The sequence below is a fragment of the Pseudomonas sp. H3_E04 genome (genome assembly GCF_054668915.1).
The window spans coordinates 1,616,327-1,639,306 of sequence record NZ_CP162797.1; the positions used below are offsets into that span (position 1 = coordinate 1,616,327).

17 protein-coding genes are annotated in these 22,980 nt (G+C 59.1%); 7 read left to right on the forward strand and 10 right to left on the reverse strand.

Annotated elements, in window-relative coordinates:
- Window positions 1–14: 14 nt before the first annotated feature.
- Complete coding sequence (locus AB4N53_RS07240) at window positions 15–830, reverse strand: helix-turn-helix domain-containing protein (RefSeq protein ID WP_460119388.1); 816 nt, start codon at window positions 828–830, stop codon at window positions 15–17.
- 265 nt (window positions 831–1,095) lie between these two features.
- Here AB4N53_RS07240 and AB4N53_RS07245 point away from each other — a divergent pair, with 265 nt between their 5' ends.
- A complete protein-coding gene (locus tag AB4N53_RS07245) occupies window positions 1,096–1,368 on the forward strand; it encodes a DUF1652 domain-containing protein (RefSeq protein ID WP_038862172.1) in 273 nt (90 codons plus the stop codon).
- A 49-nt stretch (window positions 1,369–1,417) separates the two neighbouring features.
- On the opposite strand, the gene AB4N53_RS07250 is transcribed toward AB4N53_RS07245, so the two are convergent.
- A complete protein-coding gene (locus AB4N53_RS07250) occupies window positions 1,418–3,892 on the reverse strand; it encodes a UvrD-helicase domain-containing protein (RefSeq protein ID WP_460119390.1) in 2,475 nt (824 codons plus the stop codon).
- A 257-nt stretch (window positions 3,893–4,149) separates the two neighbouring features.
- Here AB4N53_RS07250 and AB4N53_RS07255 point away from each other — a divergent pair, with 257 nt between their 5' ends.
- Window positions 4,150–4,845, forward strand: a complete 696-nt coding sequence (locus AB4N53_RS07255; protein WP_016774845.1) for a pirin family protein — start codon at window positions 4,150–4,152, stop codon at window positions 4,843–4,845.
- A gap of 54 nt (window positions 4,846–4,899) precedes the next feature.
- Here AB4N53_RS07255 and pgm read toward each other — a convergent pair whose 3' ends face one another.
- The 4 genes from pgm to AB4N53_RS07275 all read right to left on the reverse strand — a co-directional run bounded on the left by pgm (window position 4,900) and on the right by AB4N53_RS07275 (window position 11,137).
- Window positions 4,900–6,546 carry a phosphoglucomutase (alpha-D-glucose-1,6-bisphosphate-dependent) gene (gene pgm / locus AB4N53_RS07260; RefSeq protein WP_460119392.1) on the reverse strand — a complete coding sequence of 549 codons (1,647 nt, stop codon included), beginning with the start codon at window positions 6,544–6,546 and terminating at the stop codon, window positions 4,900–4,902.
- Window positions 6,547–6,654: 108 nt separating this feature from the next.
- A complete protein-coding gene (locus tag AB4N53_RS07265; RefSeq protein ID WP_460119394.1) occupies window positions 6,655–8,055 on the reverse strand; it encodes an aminotransferase-like domain-containing protein in 1,401 nt (466 codons plus the stop codon).
- 43 nt (window positions 8,056–8,098) lie between these two features.
- Complete coding sequence (locus AB4N53_RS07270) at window positions 8,099–9,565, reverse strand: hypothetical protein (protein ID WP_460119396.1); 1,467 nt, start codon at window positions 9,563–9,565, stop codon at window positions 8,099–8,101.
- Window positions 9,566–10,114: 549 nt separating this feature from the next.
- Window positions 10,115–11,137, reverse strand: a complete 1,023-nt coding sequence (locus tag AB4N53_RS07275; RefSeq protein ID WP_460119398.1) for a zinc-dependent alcohol dehydrogenase family protein — start codon at window positions 11,135–11,137, stop codon at window positions 10,115–10,117.
- 270 nt (window positions 11,138–11,407) lie between these two features.
- On the opposite strand from AB4N53_RS07275, the gene AB4N53_RS07280 reads away from it, so the two are divergent.
- Window positions 11,408–12,322 (forward strand): LysR family transcriptional regulator, encoded by a 915-nt coding sequence (locus AB4N53_RS07280; RefSeq protein ID WP_225926638.1) that lies wholly within the window; start codon window positions 11,408–11,410, stop codon window positions 12,320–12,322.
- 3 nt (window positions 12,323–12,325) lie between these two features.
- Here the strand turns inward: AB4N53_RS07280 and AB4N53_RS07285 are convergent, their stop codons facing one another.
- The 3 genes from AB4N53_RS07285 to gcvA form a co-directional block, all read right to left on the reverse strand.
- Window positions 12,326–13,087 (reverse strand): SDR family oxidoreductase, encoded by a 762-nt coding sequence (locus AB4N53_RS07285; RefSeq protein WP_460119401.1) that lies wholly within the window; start codon window positions 13,085–13,087, stop codon window positions 12,326–12,328.
- 29 nt (window positions 13,088–13,116) lie between these two features.
- On the reverse strand, window positions 13,117–13,944 hold the full coding sequence (locus AB4N53_RS07290; protein WP_310407846.1) for a DMT family transporter: 828 nt from the start codon (window positions 13,942–13,944) through the stop codon (window positions 13,117–13,119).
- Window positions 13,945–14,019: 75 nt separating this feature from the next.
- The gene (gene gcvA, locus AB4N53_RS07295) at window positions 14,020–14,925 is read right to left on the reverse strand and encodes a transcriptional regulator GcvA (protein ID WP_460119404.1); all 906 of its coding nucleotides are present in this window, start codon (window positions 14,923–14,925) and stop codon (window positions 14,020–14,022) included.
- A gap of 311 nt (window positions 14,926–15,236) precedes the next feature.
- On the opposite strand from gcvA, the gene AB4N53_RS07300 reads away from it, so the two are divergent.
- The 4 genes from AB4N53_RS07300 (at window position 15,237) to AB4N53_RS07315 (ending at window position 21,831) form a co-directional block, all read left to right on the forward strand.
- Window positions 15,237–15,689, forward strand: coding sequence for a DUF805 domain-containing protein (locus AB4N53_RS07300; RefSeq protein WP_460119406.1), 453 nt, complete (start codon window positions 15,237–15,239; stop codon window positions 15,687–15,689).
- A gap of 275 nt (window positions 15,690–15,964) precedes the next feature.
- Window positions 15,965–17,218 carry a multidrug efflux RND transporter periplasmic adaptor subunit MexE gene (gene mexE / locus AB4N53_RS07305; protein WP_460119408.1) on the forward strand — a complete coding sequence of 418 codons (1,254 nt, stop codon included), beginning with the start codon at window positions 15,965–15,967 and terminating at the stop codon, window positions 17,216–17,218.
- A 15-nt stretch (window positions 17,219–17,233) separates the two neighbouring features.
- Window positions 17,234–20,413, forward strand: a complete 3,180-nt coding sequence (locus AB4N53_RS07310; protein WP_460119410.1) for an efflux RND transporter permease subunit — start codon at window positions 17,234–17,236, stop codon at window positions 20,411–20,413.
- A complete protein-coding gene (locus AB4N53_RS07315; RefSeq protein ID WP_039761555.1) occupies window positions 20,410–21,831 on the forward strand; it encodes an efflux transporter outer membrane subunit in 1,422 nt (473 codons plus the stop codon). Before AB4N53_RS07310 ends, AB4N53_RS07315 begins: the two co-directional genes overlap by 4 nt.
- A gap of 223 nt (window positions 21,832–22,054) precedes the next feature.
- On the opposite strand, the gene AB4N53_RS07320 is transcribed toward AB4N53_RS07315, so the two are convergent.
- Window positions 22,055–22,978 (reverse strand): biotin/lipoyl-binding protein, encoded by a 924-nt coding sequence (locus AB4N53_RS07320; protein WP_460125377.1) that lies wholly within the window; start codon window positions 22,976–22,978, stop codon window positions 22,055–22,057.
- Window positions 22,979–22,980 lie beyond the last annotated feature (2 nt).

Consider the following 22,980-nt stretch of genomic DNA (forward strand, 5'->3'; position numbering starts at 1 on the left):
CCTAGTGGCTGCCTTCAGTGGATGTCTTGCGCGCGTGCCCGCAGAGAAATTTGTTTGGCGTAGGCCTTGGGCGACTGACCGGTGTGCTCGCGAAAGCATTTGTAGAACGCTGACAGCGAGTTGAAGCCGGCGGCAAACGCCAGCTCGTCGACACGCAGCGGCGGCGTGGCGCTGTCCAGCGCCCGCAGCAAATGCTGCAGCCGCGCCTGATTGACGTAGCGATAAAAGCTTTGCCCGAGCACCTGATTGAGCAGATAGGAAATCTGATTGCGGCTGTACCCGCACTCCTTCGCCACCCGTTGCAGGTCAAGCTCTGGATCCAGATAAGGTTGCTGCTTTTCGAAATACTGCTGCAGGTCTTCGGCCATGAAACTCAGCTGGCGCGGTGACAGACCGAGACGACTGACCGCCGGCCGCTGACTCGGTGCCGAACTGCCGTCGGCTTGGGTACGCACCAGCGAGGCGTATTCGTTGACGCGCCAGATCAAACCGTCCTTGACCGTGATCGCTTCGCTGGAACGGAACGACACCAGACCATCGCCGCCGCGCAAGGTCACCTCGTACTGAATGAACGCGGTGTTGCCATCCACCCGGATTCGGTCGCAATGCTCAAGCAGTTCGTCGGATTCTCGCGGCATGCTCACGCGCACATATTCGCGCAGCTCATCCAGAGCAAGTACGCGGTTCTGAAAGAAATCGTTGTACTGGATATCGGCGTGATAAAGCGCCATCACGCTGTCCAGATCCCGGTGTTTCCAGCTCAGGTGATAGCGCATGACCGTGGCGGCCGTGGCCTGGGTCTGTTCTGGGCCGTCGTCATCGGCGTGCATAAGCGGCTCGGCGAAAAAGAACCGAGCTTGCCCAACTTCCTCTGCCGCTTCAATGAAAAATCCATGGTGGCGTTTTGGCGATATTCGATGAGCCAGTGACTTACATCAAAAAATGCGAATCAATCGCTAAACGGACTGAAAAAACTCACAGTTTTTTCACACACGGATGCTACTTTTAAAGCTCAAGCACTGGTTGAGCCAATGAAGGCTCTTCCCACCTAACATGAGCAAAAGGAAGCGCTCGATGAAGCAGGCGGGCAACACCATGAATAAAGGGTTCAGCAAAGTCACCTTTCCAAATGCATGCCAGCTGATGCGCTGGCATTTTCATCCCATGGGTTTTGAGGCGACGATGGATGCGCCGGGCAGCATGATCGCCCGTCTGTTCGATCGTGCCAGCGGCGAAACCATGATCGCCATCGCCGGCATACCCTGCGCAACGGTGATGAACGCGGCGGACGTCGAGCGCATGATCGAAGCCATCGAGGATGAGCTGGAAGCCTTCACTCCTCCGGAATCTCTCAAGAACTACGCATAACCATCTGATTTAAAACAAAGAGCCCGCAGCATTGCGGGCTTTTTATTGCTCAGGCGCTGGCCTTTTCGCTTCGATGGTCGACGAAGAACGGCTTGCCCTTGGCGACTCGATCCGATGCCCTGGGCATGTTTACCGCTTGGGTTTCCTGCGGTTCGACATACCAGTAGCAATGGCTGACGGCGCGTGTGATACCAACGTAGGCAAGGCGCAGGATTTCGTCCTTTTGCGCAGTGTCGTACGGCTCGCTATCGCCGCTTTTGCCCAGTCCCGCCATGCGATACACCTGGTTCTTGTACGGTGAACTGGTCAGATGCTGGCAATCACCCAGCAGGAATACCGCATCAGCCTGCAAGCCTTTGGCGCTGTGATAGGTGAGCTGTTTCAGCCGCCGAGCCTCATAGGGCAAACTCGAATCCACATTAAGTAATGGCTGAATATGCTTTTCAATCAATAACTTATCGCTGCTTTTTCGATACAGCATCAGGATTGAATCGCCCCGCCGGTAATGCTCGGCCAAGCGCTGACCCAATGCTTCATCATCCCGTTCAAGCACATTGACCGGGTGAAGCGGCTTGGGCTCACCACTGGCCTTGGCTTTCTTGCCTGCGATTGCCGGCGCTGCACGGACAACGTGTTCGGCGGCGTCGATGATGTGCTGATGGCTGCGATAGTTGTCACTGAGCATCACCCGCGTGGTGCTCGGCGAGGGAAACTCCTTGTTGAACTCCATGAAGTAGCTCGGTGAGCTGCCGCGCCAACCGTAAATCGATTGCCAGTCATCGCCAACACACAACAGCGACGAACGCTGCGCCCCTCGCCCGACGTGCATGGCCGGACCACGGCTGCGGATTTCATTAAGGCTGGCACGAATCCACGAAACGATCTGCGGCGATACGTCCTGGAATTCGTCGATCATCAAATGCGCCATCGGTCGCAGCAGATCGTCGCTGAGCAACTTGAGGTTTTCCGGCGAGTGCTCGCTGAACAACGCGAACATGCGGTTGTAGGTCATCACTGGCGGTTTCTGATCCAGCAGGTGATCTTCGAATGCGCGCCAGAACAGGCTCAAAGCCTCGAAGAAAAAGCGATCGGGATCGTCCTTGGCGAAGCTCATCCGACTGACCGCGTCCGGCACATCCAGGCCGAGGTTTTCGATGAAGCCCGCTGCGGCGACAAAACAGTCCAGCAATGGCGCGGATGCCAGCTCGCCTTTGACCTTGTAATCAAAGCCGGGACCGGCACTGGCATCGCCGGCCAATGTCGCAAGAACGCGTTTTGACGACTCATAACTATCCAGCCATATCAAAGGCTTACGGCAGAAAGCTTGAAACAGGGTACGCTTGACCGCCCATTCTGCACGGATACTCAACTTGGCGTTGGGCCGAGTCAGCTGGGCGTTTTCCTTGGGATCAAAGCCGAGTACCACCCAGGCATCGAGGCTGGGAATATAGCCATGAGCGTGGAACTTCGAGCCATTGATTTCGAAGGCCTGCCGATTCGGCTCGATGCCCTTGATGGGCCATGCGCCTGCACGAAACCATAAATCTTCAATCACATCGCAGAGTTCTTCATCGCGCTTGGCCGCCAGTTCGGTAACCGCCATGCGTTTCTGCACATCAGGGTGATCGCGCTCCAGTTCCTTCAACTGTAATCCGGCACGGGAAAGCGGCTGGATCAACTCGCGGAAACGCTCGTCTTCTTTGAACAGGCGGTGATAGCAGGCATTGAGTTGCTGCCGCTGCGCGTCGTTGATGCGCAGGTCAAACGGATTGCTGTCGACTTCCTCTGCGTCGCTTTGCGGGCGATCATTGAGGTTTTCGAAGGCGTGCAAACGCTCGAAGCCCGGCAGGCTGCGCACCATCGGCAGGATGCGTGAGTGAAAGGTTCTAACCAGCTCGCGGGCCTGCTTGAGGTTCACCGGCTGGCCCCACAACGTGAAGATTTCGATGAGTTTGTTGATGAAGTCCTTGCGCGATTCGCGGGTGAAGGTCACCACGGTCATCGAATCCATCTCAAAACCCAGATAATGGCTGAGCAACAGAATGCGCAGCACCAGCGTGGTCGACTTGCCGGCGCCGGCACCGGCGACCACCGAGGTGGACGGCGTATCGCTGAAGATCATCTTCCACTGCGCAGCGCTGGGCTGGGCGTGGGCCGGGAGCAAACGGGCGACATCAGCCTTGATGCGCTTCTTCAGCTCCGCCGTCAGCGGCAGGCGCCAGTCATCGAACAGGTTGTTATCGACGCCGGGTGGGCGATGCTCGGTGTTGCGGCTGTCGCGAATCAGCAGCACCTGACGGCCTTCCTCCAATCCCTCAAGCTTGCCCTCCTTGAAACCGTATTCGACACCAGCGGTGTGGCCACTGCGGAATCCGTCGGCTTGCCCGTGCAGCCACGATGCCCGGTGCTGGGCGCGCAGTTTTGTCAGGCCGTGACCAAAGAATCGCGCGGCCAGACGCTTGAACCAGGGCATCTCGGCCAGTGGACGAAGTTCGGGAGGAAGATCGGGGGTGTGGTGCGCCACGCTGACGGACTCCAGGGTGTGAGGCTTTGGCGGCTATGGTGTCTGGATTTGCCGTCCAGTTCTAGCGAAATGCTTACAGGTCATCGGTTTAGGCGACGAATTGAAAGTCGGATGAGACCATTTCGAGGCATATTCCCATCAAATAATCTGATCATGATGCGGCAGTTTTTGCGCTTTTTATCGATGATTGGCTGATAGATGATCGTCGTCATCAACCACGGGGTCCGCCCCCTGACGACCCTTATTAGGAGACGATCATGCTTGAACTCAGACCCTTCAGTTCGCTGGGCGGCGCCCATCATGGCTGGCTGGACGCGCATCACCACTTTTCCTTTGCCGAATACTACGATCCGCAGCGGATGAGCTGGGGCAACCTGCGCGTGTGGAACGATGACATCATCGCCGCAGGCACCGGTTTCCCGCAGCATCCGCACCGCGACATGGAAATCATCACTTACGTGCGTGAAGGTGCCATCACGCACCAGGACAATCTGGGCAACAAGGGCCGCACCGAAGCCGGTGATGTACAAGTGATGAGCGCCGGTACCGGCATCGCCCACAGCGAGTACAACCTCGAAGACAAGGAAACCAAGATCTTCCAGATCTGGATTCTGCCGACCGAAACCGGTGCGCCGCCGTCGTGGGGAGCCAAGCCGTTTCCCAAAGGCGAGCGCGAAGGTTTTGTCACATTGGCCAGCGGCAAGGACGGCGACGATGAGAGCCTGCACATTCGCGCCAATGCACGCCTGGTGGCGGCAAACATCAAGGCCGGTGAAACAGCCGAATACCGTTTGGACGAGGGACGTCGCGCCTATCTGGTTCCGGCCACTGGCGTGATCGAGGTCAATGGCTTGCGTGCCCAAGCGCGTGACGGTGTGGCGGTGGCCCACGAGCAAGTGCTGACAGTCACGGCGATCGAGGACAGCGAAATCGTACTGGTCGACCTGGCTTGATCTGCAGGCAATAAAAAAGGGCAACCATTACGGTTGCCCTTTCTTATGTGCGCATCACTTAGTGGAAATAGCGCCATCCACCAACGTCTGCGCTTCGGCCACCAGTTGCTTGAGGTGGTCATCGCCGATAAAGCTTTCGGCGTAGATCTTGTAGATGTCTTCAGTGCCCGAAGGACGCGCGGCAAACCAGCCGTTCTCGGTCATGACTTTCAGACCACCAATCGCCTGATCGTTGCCCGGTGCATGGCTGAGGATGCTCTGGATTTTCTCGCCTGCCAGCTCAGTCGAGGTGACCTGCTCCGGCGACAGCTTGCTCAGCAGCGCCTTCTGCTCCGGGTTGGCCTTGGCGTCGACACGCACCGAGAACGGTTCGCCCAGTTCCTCGGTCAGTGCGCGGTAGGCCTGACTCGGATCGCGGCCGGTGCGCGCCGTCATTTCGGCGGCGAGCAAGGCTGGAATCAGCCCGTCCTTGTCAGTGCTCCAAACGCCGCCATCCTTGCGCAGGAACGAGGCGCCAGCGCTTTCTTCACCGCCAAAACCCAGCGAGCCATCGAACAGACCGTCGGCGAACCATTTGAAACCGACCGGCACTTCGTACAGGCGACGGCCCAGACGCTTGGCCACGCGGTCGATCAGGCCGCTGCTGACCACGGTTTTGCCCACGGCGGCATCAGCGCGCCATTGCGGACGATTCTGGAACAGATAATCGATCGCCACCGCCAGATAATTGTTCGGTGCGAGCAGGCCGCCGGACGGCGTAACGATACCGTGTCGGTCGTGATCCGGGTCACAGGCGAACGCCACGTCAAAACGTTCTTTCAGGCCGATCAGACCCTGCATCGCGTGGCTGGACGATGGGTCCATGCGGATCTGCCCGTCCCAGTCGACGGTCATGAAGCGGAATGTTGAATCGACCTGTTTATTCACCACTTCCAGGTCAAGACGGTAGTGCTCGGCAATGGCCGACCAGTAGCGCACCCCTGCTCCGCCCAGCGGATCGACACCCAAACGCAGCTTGGCGTCGCGGATCGCATCGAAATCGATGACGTTGATCAGGTCGGCAACGTAGGTGTTCACATAATCGTGGCGATGGGTCGTGCTGGCCTTGAGCGCTTGCTCGTAGCTGATGCGTTTGACCCCGGCCAGTTTGTTCGCCAGCAGTTCGTTGGCCTTGGCTTCGATCCACTTGGTGATGTGGGTATCGGCCGGGCCACCGTTGGTCGGGTTGTATTTGTAGCCACCGCTTTGTGGCGGGTTGTGCGACGGCGTGATGACGATACCGTCAGCCAGGCCGGAAGTGCGGCCGCGGTTGTAGCAGAGAATGGCGTGGGAAATCGCCGGGGTCGGCGTGTACTCATCGCCTTCGGCGATCATCACGGTGACGCCGTTGGCGGCGAGGACTTCCAGTGCGCTGGCACCGGCCGGGGTCGACAATGCATGGGTGTCGATGCCGACAAACAGCGGGCCGGTGATGCCCTGGGCTTCGCGATACAGGCAGATCGCCTGGCTGATGGCCAGAACGTGCCATTCGTTGAAGCTCAAATCGAAGGAGCTGCCGCGGTGGCCGGAGGTGCCGAACGCCACTCGCTGGGTAGAAATCGATGCATCAGGCTGGCCGGTGTAATAGGCCGTAACCAGTCGCGGGATGTCGACCAACAGTTCTGCCGGTGCCGGTTTGCCCGCAAAAGGACTGAGTGTCATGCAAAAACCTCTGAAATCGGAGTGGTTCAGGAAATGCTGCGCAGTTTACTGGCAGTTTGACCACTGTGCGACGGGATGTATCCGAAACACTTCCGATGTTTTTTAACGTTATCGAGCGCCAGACAGGCGCAAGGCGTCGCCGAGCAAACCGACGACACCCGGTAAATCCCGCTCGCCGTGATTCAGCGCGCTCAACCGCAGGTGATCGGCATGCAAGCCGTGCAGACTGAACAGCTCGCCCGGCGCCACGATGATTTGTTGTTTGAGCAGTCGCTGGAAGACATTTGCCATATCGACCGCTCGCACCGAACGCACCCACACCGTCGCCCCGCCCTGTGGCTCGACAATCTGCAGCGCATCGCCCAACCGTTCACGCAACACATGGATCAACAAGGAACGGCGCTCGCGGAGCATACGTCGCAGCACCAAGAGATGCTGATCGAGCCGCCCCCCGCTCAACAGCCTGGCAATCGCTTTCTGTCGAATAGGCGACAGGCGAAACGCGCGGAACAGGAAATGCCGTTGCAACTCGTTGCGCCAATGCCGCGATAGAACGAAGCCGAATGGCGCTTCCGCACCAATGAATTTCTCGAAGCTGGAAAACACCAGCAAGCGATCCGGATCCAGCCAGTTACGTAACCTTTGCGAATCGGTGCGCTCATCAAGCTCGCTGTAGCAGTCGTTTTCCAGCACCCAGATGCCATATCGCTCGAGCATCTTCGCGATCGCCTGCTGATGCGCCTGGCTAAAACCGCAGCCCTGGGGCAGGCTCAACACCGAAGACAGAACGACCAGACGGACCGGCTCGTGCCTGAGCAACATTTCCAGTGCCCGCAGATCAACCTCGCCCTCGGCCAGCGAAGGCCACTCGATCACACGCACGTCGCACGACTCGAGCAGACGCAAGATCACCCAGTCACAGGGAGATTCAACAACGACGACGGCTTCACGCAATTCGAGCACCGAAATCAGAATTTCCAGAACTCCGCGCAGATCAGCACCAATATAAACATCATCGGCATGCCAATAATGCGCCGTCGAACAGGTGTACCGCGCTGCCAGGGCAACCCGAAGTTCCAGTTCCCCGCAAGGCTGCACGAGGGTCTGAGGCTGGCGAGGGTATTGGCGCAAGAGTTCACGCTCCAACGTCATCAAAGGACTGTCCAGCGGTTGTAACGACGCCGGTTCGTCAGCGCTTAAAACACACATGCCGGGGCGTCTCGCGTTAACGTAAACAGTCTCCAGCAGATCACTGCCATCATCGGGCACGTCCAGGCTGAATAGCGCTTGAGCGTAATAACCTGATTTGGCTATGGAATAGACCCGGCCTTCTTTTTCGAGCAACGCATAAGCGTATTGCACAGTCGAGATCGACACATTCAGCCGGTCGGCCAGTTGGCGTAACGAGGGCATGCGTACTGCTGCATGCCCAGCGGCATCGTCAATCAGCGTTGTCAGATACCGATAAACCGACTGGTAAACAAAATCATGTTCCCGTGCGCCCTTCACAACCTCGATTCCAGGGGATTTCGGCCCGACCTTTGTCTCACCGTCAGCGTTCCGTCGACCGCTCGACGTGTGACACGGCGCCCACCTCGCAGGCTTCCAGGTCGTCAGAGGCGAATTCGGTCGGCGAGCACAACTGAACAGGCCCCATCGCATAGAGACGGGTGATCAGCCTGACGGGCAACCCACTGACTTCGGTCATCCATTTCAACACCTGCTCGGGAGCATGCAAGCCCTGCATGGCCCGGTGCAGATCTGGCATCGCGACCAGCATGCCTGGATGACAATTACGCAAAAACCTTTCAAGACCTTTGCCGCCGTCGATAAACGGTGCGAATAACAGGCAGACCAACTGAGTTTCGTTCAAGCCGAAACCATTGAGCAGGTAATCATCTGCCAGTATTCGCAGTTGCTCTGGCCCGCCGACATTTTCAAAACTGCACATCAAGTGTTCGCAGACGGGCTCCGCCGCTTGTTTTTGGCGCAGGTCGGCCAGGGTATTGCGGGCGTAGTCGTCGACTCCCGCTTGATACGCTCTCCCCTCGATGAATTGCGCGTACAAGCCTCTTACATGGGCTGAAATCAGCGGATCGGCAAATAACGCTTCGCCCTGATACAGCGCGAGATCATCCGGTTCAAACCCAAGAAATTCGCCCAATAACGGCCAGCGATCCTCCAGCTTGCCAACCATCATGTCGTTGATGTCGATAAAACTGGTGCGACGGCAGGCTTCGAATTCACCCTCAGGGCGCCAGACGGTGCGCTCATCATCTGAACGTAGCTCGCGATAGAAATCGTCACCAAGCCCGTCGAGCAATGGAAAAAGCGCTTCGAATCCGCTCTGAACCAGCCCGGGGCCTGCAATCGCCACTCTCTGCATCGCACGGTTCAGGCCCTCGAGGAAATGCCGCTGACTGCTTCTGGTTTCAGTGCTGATCATGGCGTCGACGCCATTATTCCAGCGGGCGATCTGGCTGTAGTACTCGGCAGTGGCCAGGTAAGCGTCATCCCACAATTCGGGGGTCTCAATCCAGGTACGGCAGTGCCCTACGAGCAGCAGATTGACCCGGCTGGCTTCATGACCGTCGTTGCTGACGGCCGTGCGATGGTCGAATGGCAACACCTCGCGGTTATCCACCATCAGCAACTCGACCCGGGGGTCGTCATAGAGAAACAGTGCGCTGAAGCTGCGATGCAGGTTTTGCAGGTTGCCTGGGCTGTCACCGTTCCAGCGCAGGGTAGCAACGCGCAGCTGGAATGTAGCAGGGGCGCGACTGGCAATGGTCAACTGCGCTGCACGAAGCAAAGCCAGGGTGTAGCAGCTGTCACGCGAGCCAGACTGATGCACAAGCACCTTGAACTGTCCGACGTTGTCCATTCCGCCGGCCGCCACGACCAGGCGCTGGATCAGTAACTGCAAGGCTGTGCGCTCGGCGCGGGAAAAGAAACTCAGCAAACGCTGCAAAACTTGCTGATAGACATAATTCATTGCCTGATCGTGGATCGTGCTCATCGGTATTTACCCGGTATAGAAAATTTCATGCCGCATGCACTGGACAGTGTGCGCCCGACAAATTGGATCAATAAGTAATAGACGCTGAAATGCTAACACTTACAAAGTTGTAGCTATTTGAAACACTTGACCTGCGAAAAAACCGTTTGCGGTCAAGCTAATTTCCTAACACGTTGTTTTTGGGTGCATTTTTCTAGCGACAACTAATCTGAGGAAACTTCCCACAACGTCCCACGAAGATTCATTACAAGAAAAACAGAAGCAACTTCGGAATCGCCCTACAGCAATTAAACAGAAATTGACGAAGCCAAGCGGGCTAGCCGTTTGATATTGCCGAAGACAAATTGAATGCACAGGCATAGCTCATTCCTTGAGATGAAAGTAATCATTCAATTATCAGCAGTTGGAATACGATTGGAAGATACAGATATAGAGCAAAAACCAGTTCAGTTGCTGAAGTGGTCAAGCGCGCGATAGCAGGAAAGGTTTACAGACTGGACAGAAATAAACAAAAAGAGTCCGTGAGGCCACGGACTCTGATGGCCGGATTTACGCTGGCTCAACTTGCAAGGCTACCCGCTCGCGGCACGGGCATTCGTCCATGTAGCGATGCGCTTCGACGAACTCGTTGAACGGAAATACTCGGGTCTTCAACGGCAGCAACACACGGTCGGCCGTCAACTGGTTGATGTCACGCAAGGCACGTTGCAGAGCGACATGGTCCTGAACAATGCCCAACTCCGGTTTGCCGGTGAAGTTACCAATGCAGTGGACGAAGAACTGGATGTTCTTCTGAAACGCTGCACACGCCGGGAACGGTGTCTGGTTACCGCCCTGCAAACCATACAGAACCAGACTGCCGCGTGGCGCCAGTACATCGCCGAGCAAGGACATCTGCGGGCCGCCCAGACCATCGAAAACCACATCGACGCCGCGGTTATCGGTGATCTTGTTGATGCGCATCAACAGGTCTTCTTCTTCGGTGACGATGACTTTTTCCGCGCCCAGGGACAGCAGGTACTCACGCTCCTCCGCCGATTTGGTCGCCGCGATCACTCGCACACCCAGCGCTTTGCCCAACTGGACAAACGACGGACCGGCGCAGTGGCTGGCATCAGTCACCAGCGCAAATTGCCCGGGTTTGACCCGCGCCAGATCGGCATAGGCAAAGTAGGCGATCAGCAGCGGCGTGTAATGCACGCTGGCTTCGATCGGGCTGAGCACGTCGGGGTAGCGGGTCAGCGCCGTGCGGGGCAGAACGATCGCCTCACCGTACACGGGGTAATCGTTCGGGCTTTCAGCCGGAAAACTGGCCACTTTGTCGCCGACGGACAGGTCATCTACGTCAGCGCCCACCGCCGTGACGACGCCGGCCATTTCGTGACCGAGGCCCGAAGGCAGACGTGCCTGGGACGACGCCAGATTCTGGCGCCACAGGGTGTCGTACCAACTGATGCCGATTGCCTCGACACGCACCTGCACTTCGCCAGGACCTGGCTGAGCAGCCGCATGCTCTTCGCATTTGAGCACCTCGGCCGGACCAAACTTGTGAAAACGGATCGTGCGGGACATCGCAAACCTCGTCAAAGTAACCTCTAATGCCATGAACTCTATCTGGGCTTTCGACCCAAGACCATCAGTGGCTATTAATAGTCGACATGCCTGTCATTGATTCCGCATCAAGGGCGGCATTGGCAAAATCCATGAAAAAAGGCCTGCCACCGTCGCAGTAAAGCTGAATTTTCCGGTGCAGAGTACCAGCCTTTCCCCGTAAGATTCATGCCGGCCATTGTTCTCATATGGTCGCCCTCGTCAAGTTTGATGACTCTGCCAGGACTCCAGATGAATCGTAATGACCTGCGTCGTGTCGACCTGAACCTGCTGATCGTGTTCGAAACATTGATGCACGAACGCAGTGTGACTCGGGCCGCGGAAAAATTGTTCCTCGGCCAACCGGCTATCAGTGCGGCGCTGTCGCGTCTGCGCAGCCTGTTTGACGATCCACTATTTGTCCGCACCGGCCGCAGCATGGAGCCGTCTGCCCGCGCGGTGGAAATCTTCGCCCTGCTCTCGCCCGCCCTTGATTCGATCTCTACAGCGGTCAGTCGTGCCGCCGACTTCGATCCGGCCACCAGCACGTCGGTATTCCGCATTGGTTTGTCCGACGACGTCGAATTCGCCCTGCTGCCGATGCTGCTCAAGCGCCTGCGCGCCGAAGCACCGGGCATCGTCCTCGTGGTGCGGCGGGTCAATTACATATTGATGCCGGGCCTGCTGGCCTCCGGCGAGATTTCGATCGGCGTCAGCTACACCACCGACCTGCCGGCCAACGCCAAACGCAAGGTCCTGCGCCGCAGCGCACCGAAGCTGCTGCGCGCCGACACCGTGCCGGGGCCGCTGAGCCTGGACGACTACTGCGCGCGACCGCACGCGCTGGTGTCGTTTGCTGGCGATCTCAGTGGTTTCGTCGACGAAGAACTGGAAAAACTCGGACGCAAACGCCACGTCGTGCTGGCGGTACCGCAGTTCAACGGATTAGGCACGCTGCTCGCAGGCACCGATATCGTCGCGACCGTGCCGGATTACACGGCGGACGCACTGACAGCGGCTGGCGGCCTGCGTGCTGAAGACCCGCCGCTGCCGACGCGTACGTTTGAATTGCATATGGCCTGGCGCGGATCGCAGGACAACGACCCGGGAGAGCGGTGGTTGAGGTCGCGGATTCAGATGTTTTTTGGCGACCCTGACAGCCTGTAGCAACTACTTGCCACCCGTCACATCCAGAAAAGTCCCGGTTACAAACGAAGCCTCCGCGCTGGCCAGCCACAAGATGGCCCGCGCCACCTCTTCCGGCTGACCGCCCCGCCCCATCGGGATCGAGTCCTTCACGCGATCCACCCGTCCCGGTTCGCCGCCGCTGGCGTGCATGTCGGTATAGATGTGCCCCGGGCGAATGCAGTTGACTCGAATCCCTTCTCGCGCGACTTCCTTGGCGAAGCCGATGGTGAAGGTTTCCAGCGCGCCTTTCGATGCTGCGTAGTCGACGTATTCATTCGGGCTGCCCAAGCGCGCCGAGGCGGACGAAATATTGATCACCACGCCACCCGTTCCGCCGTGGCGCAGTGCCATGCGCTTCACCGCCTGCTGCGCACACAGGATTGGCCCAAGGGCATTGACCGCGAAGATGCGCTGCATGCGTTCGAAACCCAGGTCTTCGATGCGGGACTGTTTCGCCAGCACGCCAGCGTTATTGACCAGCACGTCGATCCGCCCGAATGAATGATCAATGGCCGAGAACAGCGCAGCAACCTGCTCGGGGTCAGCGCTATCGGCGCGCACCGCCAGCGCCTTGCGCCCCAATGCTTCGACATCGGCCACCACCGCCAGCGCGGCGGACTCGTTAGCGACGTAGCTGATGGCAACGTCGTAGCCTTGTGCTGCGGCGAGTCGGGCGGTGGCGGCGCCGACTCCGCGACTGCCGCCGGTGATCAGAATCAGCGGGGTTTGCGAAACGTTATCCATGCGACGTTCTCCTGAGCAGTTGGTCTGTGTCAGCCGATGATGATGGCGCCGCTGGCGATGACCACGCATGCCAGCATCCTGCGGACGGTGAGCTTTTCACCGAGGAACAAATAGCCGAGCAACGCCGCAAACAACACGCTGGTTTCGCGCAGGGCCGACACCGCGCCCAGTGGCGCTTCGTTCATGGCGTAGATAACGATTGCGTAGGCCAGTAACGAGACCAGTCCGCCGACCACAGCGGTCAGCATGCCGGGCCGTACGGAAAACAGACTGCGAGCATCGCGCAGGCCGATATACACCAGCGGCATCAGCACGCCCCACAGGGCGCTCATCCAAACGGTATAAGCCAGCGGCGCCCCCGACAGCCTGGCGCCAATGCCATCGACCACGCTGTAGGCGGCAATGAAGCAACCAGTGCCCAGCGCATATGGCAGGCTCGGCACCGACAGGCTGCGTCCGCGAAAGGCCAGGGACATGATCCCGCCCGACACAAGGCCAATGCCGAGCAATTCGCCGGGAGTAATGGTTTCGCCGGCGAACAGCGCGGCGCCGAGGGTGATCAGCGCCGGTGACGAGCCGCGCGAAATCGGATAGATCTGCCCAAGGTCACCGACCCGATAGCTGCGCACCAGAAACAGGTTGTAGCCGACATGCAGCAGTGCCGACAGCAGCGCGTAACCCCAGCTCTCAGGTGCCGGCGGGCTCAAGAAAAGTGCGGCGACGGCGCAGACGATGGCAATGGCCACGCACATCATGGTCATCGACCAGAGTCGATCAGCGCCGCCGCGCAGCAGCGCGTTCCAGCTGGCGTGCAGGAGCGCGGCGAACAGAACGAGAAGTACGAGATGGATTGGCATGCGGCATTCTAGGCATCACTGGCATTGGCATTACAGCGAAGTTTCCTCATTGAAGCATGAGCAAAAGCTCATGCCTCAGCGCTGGGCGCTCTGCGCCTTCAACGCCTCACCAAGCAACCATTCACGAAATCTGAGGATGTGCGGCTGTGCTTCAATGCCTTTGGGGCAGACGAAGTAGTAGGCCAGCGGCGAAGCGAACGGTACATCGAACAGCCTCACCAGGCGGCCGTCGCCGATTTCATTCTCGACATGCCCGCTGCGCACCAGAGCCACGCCCTGACCGAGCAGTGCAGCTTCGACCGTCATGTTGGTGTCGCCAAACCTGACGCTTTCGCGCAGCGGCGAAAATGCGAGACCGATGGATTGAAACCACACCTCCCATTTCGGCACCAGTTCGGCACCATCGCGAGTCAGCAATGGCATCTGCAGCAACTCTGCCGGACTGCCGGGCATGCCGACGCGCTGCAGCAGTTCGGGGCTGGCCACGGGAAACACCTGCTCACCAAAAAGGAACTCCGAATACAGACCGGGATAATTGCCCTTGCCCAAACGGATTGCGACGTCGGCTTCGCCGTTGGCGAAGTGAATGATCTTGTCCGTGGTGTCCAGCGACACCAAGAGTTCCGGATGCTGGCGTGACAGGCTCGGCAAGCGTGGCAGTAGCCACTTCAACGCGAATGAATAGGTAGTGCTGACAGTCAGGCGAACCCTGTCCTTTTGCTCACGCAGATCCTCCAACGTTGCTTGAAGGCTGATGACAAATTCGCGCACGATCGGCGCCAGCGTCGCCCCCGCCGCAGTGAGGCGTAACGCTTTGCCGCGCTCGAACAGTTGCAAGCCCCAAAGTTCTTCCAGGTGCCGAAGCTGATGACTGACGGCGCTCTGGGTCACATGCAACTCTTGAGCGGCAGCGGTGAACGTCGGGTGCCGGGTGGCCACTTCAAAAGCACGCAGGGTCGCAGTCGGAGGCAGGTCGCGCATAGATAAAAGTTCCGGCGGAGGCAGAAGGTGACAGCATGAATATCAGCTCATGTTAGAGCGAAATGCTTTCGGATGCTTCTTGCCCAAGTGGATTTGGTGACGATCTGGTTTGGCTTCAGTTGCAGACCCACAAACCGAATGCCGAGAGCCGATGACAAACCGTATGGTAACGATTAGATTACCGCCGCCCCGCCAATGGAGAGTCGGGCATTCAGTCTCTCTGCTTTCGTTGGCGGCGACGTCTGCACCAACGAAACACCCGGGGCGTATCTGTCCCGTCTTTCGACTGACCATTTTTTAGGGAAAAAAACATGAGCCTGGTTTTCTGCCGTGGTTGCGCCAAGGAAATAAGTACACTGGCATTGGCATGCCCCCAGTGCGGCGCACCTCAAGCGCCACTGCATTCAATTGCCAGTGGCCCCGTTATGGCAAGCGGCAACCCGTACGTGGAAGCACTGAAGAAATATGCGGTGTTCAACGGGCGCGCCACGCGCCGTGAATACTGGATGTTCTTTCTGATCAACATGGGCATCGCCATTGCCATCAGCGTGGTGGACGGCATTCTCAAAACCGGTGGTGTCCTGCAAAGCCTGTACAACCTGGCAATGCTGTTGCCGAGTCTTGCGGTCGGTGTACGACGCATGCACGACACTGACCGCAGCGGCTGGTGGATTCTGCTGCCAATCGTCAACATCGTGTTCCTGGCACAAGACAGCCAACCCGGCCCCAATCGGTTCGGTGCCAATCGCAAGGGCTTCAACTGATCAACAGCCGCAATCGCGGATCGAAACGGCCTCATGGCCGTTTCTTTATTTATGACTCCCCTCTCGCCAGCGCCTTGCTTGATCATTGCTCGTCACGCAAGACAGATTTGCAAGAAAACACATTGTTAGCCCCCTAACGAAAGGTGCATGCTAGAGGGCTGCCTCGGTTCTTATATCATTCCGAATGATAGTTACCTTTGCTTCATTCGATTCGTGCCATCACACCCGCGCCGAGCATCATCCGCCCATCTTCAATACTTCGGCGGATTGCATCCATGGAACAATCACTCAAACATTTGCGCTTCCCGTTGGCCATGCTGGCCGTACTGGTGATGAGCGCCTGCGGCAAAGCTCCGGAGACTGCCGGTGCCCCGCCCGCTGCCAAAGTCAGTGTGGCCAAGGTGCTGGAACAACCGGTCAACGAGTGGGACGAATTTACCGGGCGCCTTGAAGCGCCGGAAACCGTTGAAATCCGGCCACGGGTTTCGGGCCAGATCGATCAGGTCGCCTTCACTGAAGGCGCGCTGGTCAAGAAAGGCGACCTGCTGTTCCAGATCGATCCGCGTCCATTCCAGGCCGAGGTACGCCGCCTCGAAGCCTTGGTCGCCCAAGCCCGCGCTACCGCCACTCGCAGTGAAAACGAAGCCGCTCGCGGCGAACGTCTGCGTACCAGCAATGCCATTTCCGCTGAACTGGCCGACTCGCGCACCAGCGCTGCTCAGGAGGCCCGCGCTGCCGTCGGTGCTCTGCAGGCACAACTGGACCTGGCCAAACTGAACCTGAGTTTCACCCGCGTCACCGCACCGATCAGCGGCCGCGTCAGCCGCGCCGAAATCACTGCCGGCAACCTGGTGACCGCCGACACCACCGCGCTGACCAGCGTCGTCTCCACCGACAAGGTCTACGCCTACTTCGACGCCGATGAACGCGTGTTCCTCAAATACACCCAGCTGGCCCGCAATGGTCAGCGTGGCGCCACCACGCCGGTGTACATGGGCCTGTCCAACGAGGACGGCAACCCGCACCTGGGCCAGATGAACTTCGTCGACAACCAGGTCAACCCGAAAACCGGCACCATCCGTGGCCGCGCAGTCTTCGACAACGCTGACGGCACCTACACCCCGGGGCTTTACGCTCGCTTGAAGTTGGTCGGCAGCGGCACCTACAACGCCATGCTGATCAATGACGAAGCTGTCGGCACCGACCTGGGCAAGAAGTTCGTGCTGGTAATGGATGGCGACAACAAGACTGCCTACCGCGCCGTTGAACTCGGTCCGAAGATCGAAGGCCTGCGCATCGTGCGCAACGGTCTGAACAAGGACGACACGATCATCGTCAAGGGTCTGCAACGGGTTCGTCCTGGCTCACCGGTCACCCCTGAAGTGATTCCGATGGCCAGCGAGCAGACCCTCGCCGCCCTCGCTCAACAACGTCAAGCGCTGGAAGCCAGCAACCTGCCCAAAGTTGCCCCTGCCAAGGGCGCATCGGGTTCGGCTGCGAAGCTGGCTGCTACGACCCCACGCGGTTAAGGGACGACAACTCCGATGAATTTTTCCCAATTCTTCATTTCCCGGCCGATCTTCGCAGCGGTGCTGTCGCTGTTGATCCTGATCGCCGGTGCGATCTCGCTGTTCCAGTTGCCGATCAGCGAATACCCGGAAGTCGTGCCACCGACCGTGGTCGTGCGTGCCAACTTCCCGGGCGCCAACCCCAAAGTCATCGGTGAAACCGTGGCCGCTCCTCTGGAGCAGGCGATCACCGGCGTCGAGAACATGCTGTACATGTCCTCGCAATCGACCGCTGACGGCAAGATCACCCTGACCATCACTTTCGCCCTGGGCACTGACCTGGACAACGCGCAGGTGCAGGTACAGAACCGGGTGACCCGAACCGAGCCGAAACTTCCAGAAGAAGTGACGCGTATCGGTATCACCGTCGACAAGGCTTCGCCCGACCTGACCATGGTTGTGCACTTGACCTCACCGGACAAGCGCTACGACATGCTCTACCTGTCCAACTACGCGATCCTCAACATCAAGGATGAGCTCGCTCGCCTCGGTGGTGTCGGTGACGTGCAGTTGTTCGGTATGGGCGACTACTCGTTGCGTGTCTGGCTTGACCCGAACAAGACCGCTTCGCGCAATCTGACCGCGACCGATGTGGTCACCGCGATTCGCGAGCAGAACCGTCAGGTCGCCGCCGGCCAATTGGGCGCTCCTCCTGCGCCGACCGCGCAAAGTTTCCAGCTATCGGTCAACACTCAGGGCCGTCTGGTTTCCGAAGAAGAGTTCGAGAACATCGTCATTCGCGCTGGCGACGACGGTGAGATCACTCGCCTGAAAGACATCGCGCGCATCGAACTGGGTTCCAGCCAGTACGCCTTGCGCTCGCTGCTGAACAATCAGCCAGCGGTGGCGATTCCGATCTTCCAGCGTCCAGGCTCCAACGCCATCGACATTTCCAACGAAGTGCGCGGCAAGATGGAAGAGCTGAAGAAAGGCTTCCCGCAGGGCATGGACTACAGCATCGTGTATGACCCGACGATCTTCGTCCGTGGCTCGATCGAGGCAGTGGTTCACACCTTGTTCGAAGCGCTGATCCTCGTGGTGCTGGTGGTGATCCTGTTCCTGCAGACCTGGCGCGCCTCGATCATTCCTTTGGTGGCGGTGCCGGTATCGTTGATCGGTACGTTTGCGGTGATGCACCTGTTCGGTTTCTCGCTCAACGCCCTGTCGCTGTTTGGCCTGGTACTGGCCATCGGTATCGTGGTCGACGACGCCATCGTGGTGGTGGAGAACGTCGAACGGAACATAGAACTCGGACTGACGCCGGTCGAAGCGACCAAACGTGCCATGCGTGAAGTGACCGGGCCGATCGTGGCCACGGCACTGGTGCTGTGTGCGGTGTTCATTCCGGCGGCGTTCATTTCCGGCCTGACCGGGCAGTTCTACAAACAGTTCGCACTGACCATCGCGATCTCGACAGTGATCTCGGCATTCAACTCGCTGACTCTGTCGCCAGCGCTGGCTGCTGTGTTGCTGAAAAGCCACGACGCGCCGAAAGACCGCTTCTCGAAAGTGCTCGACAAGATCTTCGGCGGCTGGCTGTTCCGCCCGTTCAACCGTTTCTTCGACCGCGCCAGCCATGGCTACGTTGGTACCGTGCGCCGGGTCATCCGTAGCAGCGGCATCGCCCTGCTCCTGTATGCAGGTCTGATGGTGCTGACCTTCTTCGGTTTCTCCAGCACGCCGACCGGTTTCGTACCCGGCCAGGACAAGCAATACCTGGTGGCCTTCGCGCAATTGCCGGACGCCGCGAGCCTGGATCGCACCGAAGACGTGATCAAGCGCATGTCCGACCTCGCACTGAAACAGCCAGGCGTGGAAAGCGCCGTAGCGTTCCCGGGCCTGTCGATCAACGGCTTCACCAACAGCCCGAACGCCGGCATCGTCTTCGTCACCCTGAAACCGTTCGACGAGCGTAAAGACCCGAGCATGTCCGCCGGCGCGATTGCCGGCGCCTTGAACGGCCAGTACGCGAACATTCAGGAAGCGTACATGGCTATCTTCCCGCCACCGCCGGTACAAGGTCTGGGCACCATTGGTGGTTTCCGCCTGCAAATCGAAGACCGGGGCAACCTCGGCTACGACGAGCTGTACAAAGAAACCATGAACATCATCAACAAAAGCCACAACGTCCCGGAACTGGCCGGCCTGTTCACCAGCTACACCGTGAACGTGCCGCAAGTCGATGCTGCTATCGACCGTGAAAAAGCCAAGACCCACGGCGTGGCCGTCAGCGACATCTTCGACACCCTGCAGATTTACCTGGGTTCGCTGTATGCCAACGACTTCAACCGCTTCGGGCGCACCTATCAGGTCAACGTTCAGGCCGAACAGCAGTTCCGTCTCGAATCCGACCAGATCGGTCAGCTGAAAGTACGCAACAACAAAGGCGAAATGATCCCGCTGGCGACCTTCATCAAGGTCAGCGACACCTCGGGGCCGGACCGCGTGATGCACTACAACGGCTTCATCACCGCTGAAATCAACGGTGCCGCAGCCCCGGGCTACAGCTCTGGCCAGGCCGAAAAAGCCATCGAGAAACTGCTCAAGGAAGAACTTCCGAACGGCATGACCTACGAATGGACCGACCTGACCTACCAGCAGATTTTGTCTGGCAACACCGCGCTGTTCGTGTTCCCGCTTTGCGTACTGCTGGCGTTCCTGGTGCTCGCCGCACAATACGAAAGCTGGAGCCTGCCACTGGCGGTAATCCTGATCGTACCGATGACCCTGCTGTCGGCCATCACCGGTGTGATCATCTCCGGCGGTGACAACAATATCTTCACTCAGATCGGCTTGATCGTACTGGTGGGACTTGCCTGTAAGAACGCGATTCTGATCGTCGAGTTTGCCAAGGACAAACAGGAAGAAGGCCTCGACCCGCTCGCAGCGGTACTGGAAGCTTGCCGCCTGCGTCTGCGGCCGATCCTGATGACCTCCTTCGCGTTCATCATGGGTGTGGTGCCACTGGTGTTCTCCAGCGGTGCCGGTGCCGAGATGCGTCACGCCATGGGTGTGGCGGTGTTCTCCGGGATGCTCGGCGTAACCTTCTTCGGCCTGCTGCTGACGCCCGTGTTTTACGTGCTGATCCGTAACTTTGTCGAACGCGGCGAGCAGCGCAAAGCAGCCAAAGCTCTGAAACTGGAGGCGCAACAATGAGTCTGAAAGTCTTCCTGCCGAGTCTACTGGTGCTGGCCCTCAGCGCCTGCGCCGTCGGCCCCGACTACAAGACCCCAGCCACGGAGGCGGCCAATATTACGACCGCCACCGACGGCGCCGCCGGGCAAAAGAACTTCGACCGTTCGAAATTCGAAGGCATCTGGTGGCAGCAATTCGACGATCCGACCCTGAACCAGTTGGTGAGCCAGTCGCTGCAAGGCAACCGTGAACTGCGCGTGGCGTTCGCCCGCTGGAAAGCCGCTCGAGCGATCCGCGACGACGCCAGCAACGACGCGATGCCGACCATCACCAGCCGCGCCAGCAGCGACTTGGGCAAGGGCCAGATTCCCGGCCAGACCACCGACCGGGTCAATAGCGAACGCTATGACCTCGGCCTGGACATGGCCTGGGAACTCGATCTGTTCGGCCGCATCCAGCGCAATCTGGAAGCCAGCGATGCCGACCAGCAGGCCGCCGAAGCTGATCTGTATCAGCTGCAAGTCACCATGATTGCCGAACTGGTCGACGCCTACGGTCAACTGCGCGGTGCCCAGCTGCGGGAAAAAATCGCCGTGGCCAACCTCAACAACCAGCAGGAATCACGCAAGATCACCATCAGCCTGCGTGACGCCGGTGTCGGCGATCAGCTCGATGTCGAGCGCGCCGATGCGCGTCTGGCCAACGTTGAAGCCACCGTGCCGCAGTTGCAGGCGGAACAGGTGCGGCAGAAGAACCGTATTGCCACCCTGCTCGGTGAGCGCCCGGACAAACTGACCGTCGACCTGAGCCCGAAAGATCTGCCGGCCATCGCCAAGGCGCTTCCGATAGGCGATCCGGGTGAGCTGCTGCAACGTCGTCCGGACATCCTTAGCGCCGAGCGGCAATTGGCCTCGGCCACTGCGCGCATCGGCGTGGCCAAAGCCGACCTGTTCCCCCGGGTCAGCCTCAGCGGCTTCCTCGGTTGGACCGCCGGACGAGGCTCGCAGATCGGTTCCTCGGCGGCCAACGCCTGGGCACTCGGCCCGAGCATCACCTGGGCTGCGTTTGACCTCGGTAGCGTCCGTGCCCGTTTGCGCGGCGCCGATGCTGACGCCGAAGGCGCGCTTGCCAACTACGAGCAACAGGTGCTGCTGGCTCTGGAAGAATCGGAAAACGCCTTCAGCGATTACGGCAAACGTCAGCAACGTTTGATCTCGCTGATTCGTCAGAGCGAGTCGAGTCGCAAGGCTGCCGATCTGGCGGAAATTCGCTACCGCGAAGGCACCACCGACTTCCTCGTCTTGCTCGACGCCCAACGCGAGCGCCTGAATGCCGAAGACAGTCAGGCCCAGGCCGAAGTCGAGTTGTATCGCGGCATTGTCGCGATCTACAAGGCCCTCGGCGGTGGCTGGCAACCGGAGACGGTCGCCAGCAAGTAAAGGTTGTTAAAGAGCTCCTTTGGTTGGCCGCAACCAACCAATTTCTTTGCCCCGCGTATCATTCGGTCGCGGGGTTTTTTTTGCCACTGAATCACCAATCCCGTGTAGGAGCTGTCGAGCGCAACGAGGCTGCGATCCTTGATGGGAATGTAGCCGGGGACGCTCTGCGTCCCAAGATCAAAAGATCGCAGCCTCGTTGCACTCGACAGCTCCTACAGGGGGATCAGGGTTCCAGGACGGTGACGGTGGCGGTTGTCCCGGCGCGCAAGCGATTCTTTCCGGCAAAATCACCGTCGATGCCAATGCGTACCGGCACACGTTGCGCCAGTTTCACCCAGGTGTAACTCGGATTGATGTTGGCCAGCAGTCGACTCCCCGGCGCGTTCTCGCGGTCGGCAATGGCGAAGGCGATGCTTTCTACCGTGCCGCCGAAACGCTCACCGCTCATCAACTGAATGCGCACCCGGTCACCCTCTTCGATTCGCGGCAGCTTGGTTTCTTCGAAATAACCGCTGACGTAAAAAGAATCGCTGTCGACCAAAGCCAGCAGTGCCCCACCCGCCTGCGCATAGTCACCCTGGCGGGTCAGCAGGTTGGTCACGTAACCGCTCACTGGCGATTCGACGCGGGTACGCTGCAAGTCCAGTTCGGCTTGAGTCAGCGCGGCAATCGCCAACTGCACGTTGGCTTCGGCCAGCCCAAGGTTGGCCTGATTGCGCAACAGATCCGCCTGTGCAACCGCCACGTCGGTGCTGGATTTCTCCCACTCCTCCCCGGAAATCGCATAGCCCTGCTTCAAGGTACGTCGGCGGCGCTCCTCGCTCTGGCGCTGTTTGAGCAACGCTTCACTGGCGACGATCGCCGCTTGCGATTGCCCCAGCGAAGCCTTGGACACTTCCACCGAACGCCGGGCATGTTCGACCGCCAGTTGATAGCGCGCCGGATCAATTTCCAGCAATAACTGACCCTTGTCGACATGCTGGTTATCCTGCACCGCCAGTTTGACGATCCGCCCCGAGACATCCGCCGACAGCGTCACCACATCCGCCCTCACCCGGGCATCCCGAGTCCACGGCGCACGGGTGTAATACTCCCAGGCGAACCAGCCGAGGACGATCGCCAGGATCACCACCGCCACGGTCATCATTC

Coding starts and splice junctions, on each gene's coding strand:
- AB4N53_RS07240 (WP_460119388.1), bottom strand. CDS start 830: ATGCACGCCGATGACGACGGCCCAGAACAGACCCAGGCCACGGCCGCC.
- AB4N53_RS07245 (WP_038862172.1), top strand. CDS start 1,096: ATGAATAAAGGGTTCAGCAAAGTCACCTTTCCAAATGCATGCCAGCTG.
- AB4N53_RS07255 (WP_016774845.1), top strand. CDS start 4,150: ATGCTTGAACTCAGACCCTTCAGTTCGCTGGGCGGCGCCCATCATGGC.
- pgm (WP_460119392.1), bottom strand. CDS start 6,546: ATGACACTCAGTCCTTTTGCGGGCAAACCGGCACCGGCAGAACTGTTG.
- AB4N53_RS07270 (WP_460119396.1), bottom strand. CDS start 9,565: ATGAGCACGATCCACGATCAGGCAATGAATTATGTCTATCAGCAAGTT.
- AB4N53_RS07275 (WP_460119398.1), bottom strand. CDS start 11,137: ATGTCCCGCACGATCCGTTTTCACAAGTTTGGTCCGGCCGAGGTGCTC.
- AB4N53_RS07280 (WP_225926638.1), top strand. CDS start 11,408: ATGAATCGTAATGACCTGCGTCGTGTCGACCTGAACCTGCTGATCGTG.
- AB4N53_RS07285 (WP_460119401.1), bottom strand. CDS start 13,087: ATGGATAACGTTTCGCAAACCCCGCTGATTCTGATCACCGGCGGCAGT.
- AB4N53_RS07290 (WP_310407846.1), bottom strand. CDS start 13,944: ATGCCAATCCATCTCGTACTTCTCGTTCTGTTCGCCGCGCTCCTGCAC.
- gcvA (WP_460119404.1), bottom strand. CDS start 14,925: ATGCGCGACCTGCCTCCGACTGCGACCCTGCGTGCTTTTGAAGTGGCC.
- AB4N53_RS07300 (WP_460119406.1), top strand. CDS start 15,237: ATGAGCCTGGTTTTCTGCCGTGGTTGCGCCAAGGAAATAAGTACACTG.
- mexE (WP_460119408.1), top strand. CDS start 15,965: ATGGAACAATCACTCAAACATTTGCGCTTCCCGTTGGCCATGCTGGCC.
- AB4N53_RS07310 (WP_460119410.1), top strand. CDS start 17,234: ATGAATTTTTCCCAATTCTTCATTTCCCGGCCGATCTTCGCAGCGGTG.
- AB4N53_RS07315 (WP_039761555.1), top strand. CDS start 20,410: ATGAGTCTGAAAGTCTTCCTGCCGAGTCTACTGGTGCTGGCCCTCAGC.
- AB4N53_RS07320 (WP_460125377.1), bottom strand. CDS start 22,978: ATGATGACCGTGGCGGTGGTGATCCTGGCGATCGTCCTCGGCTGGTTC.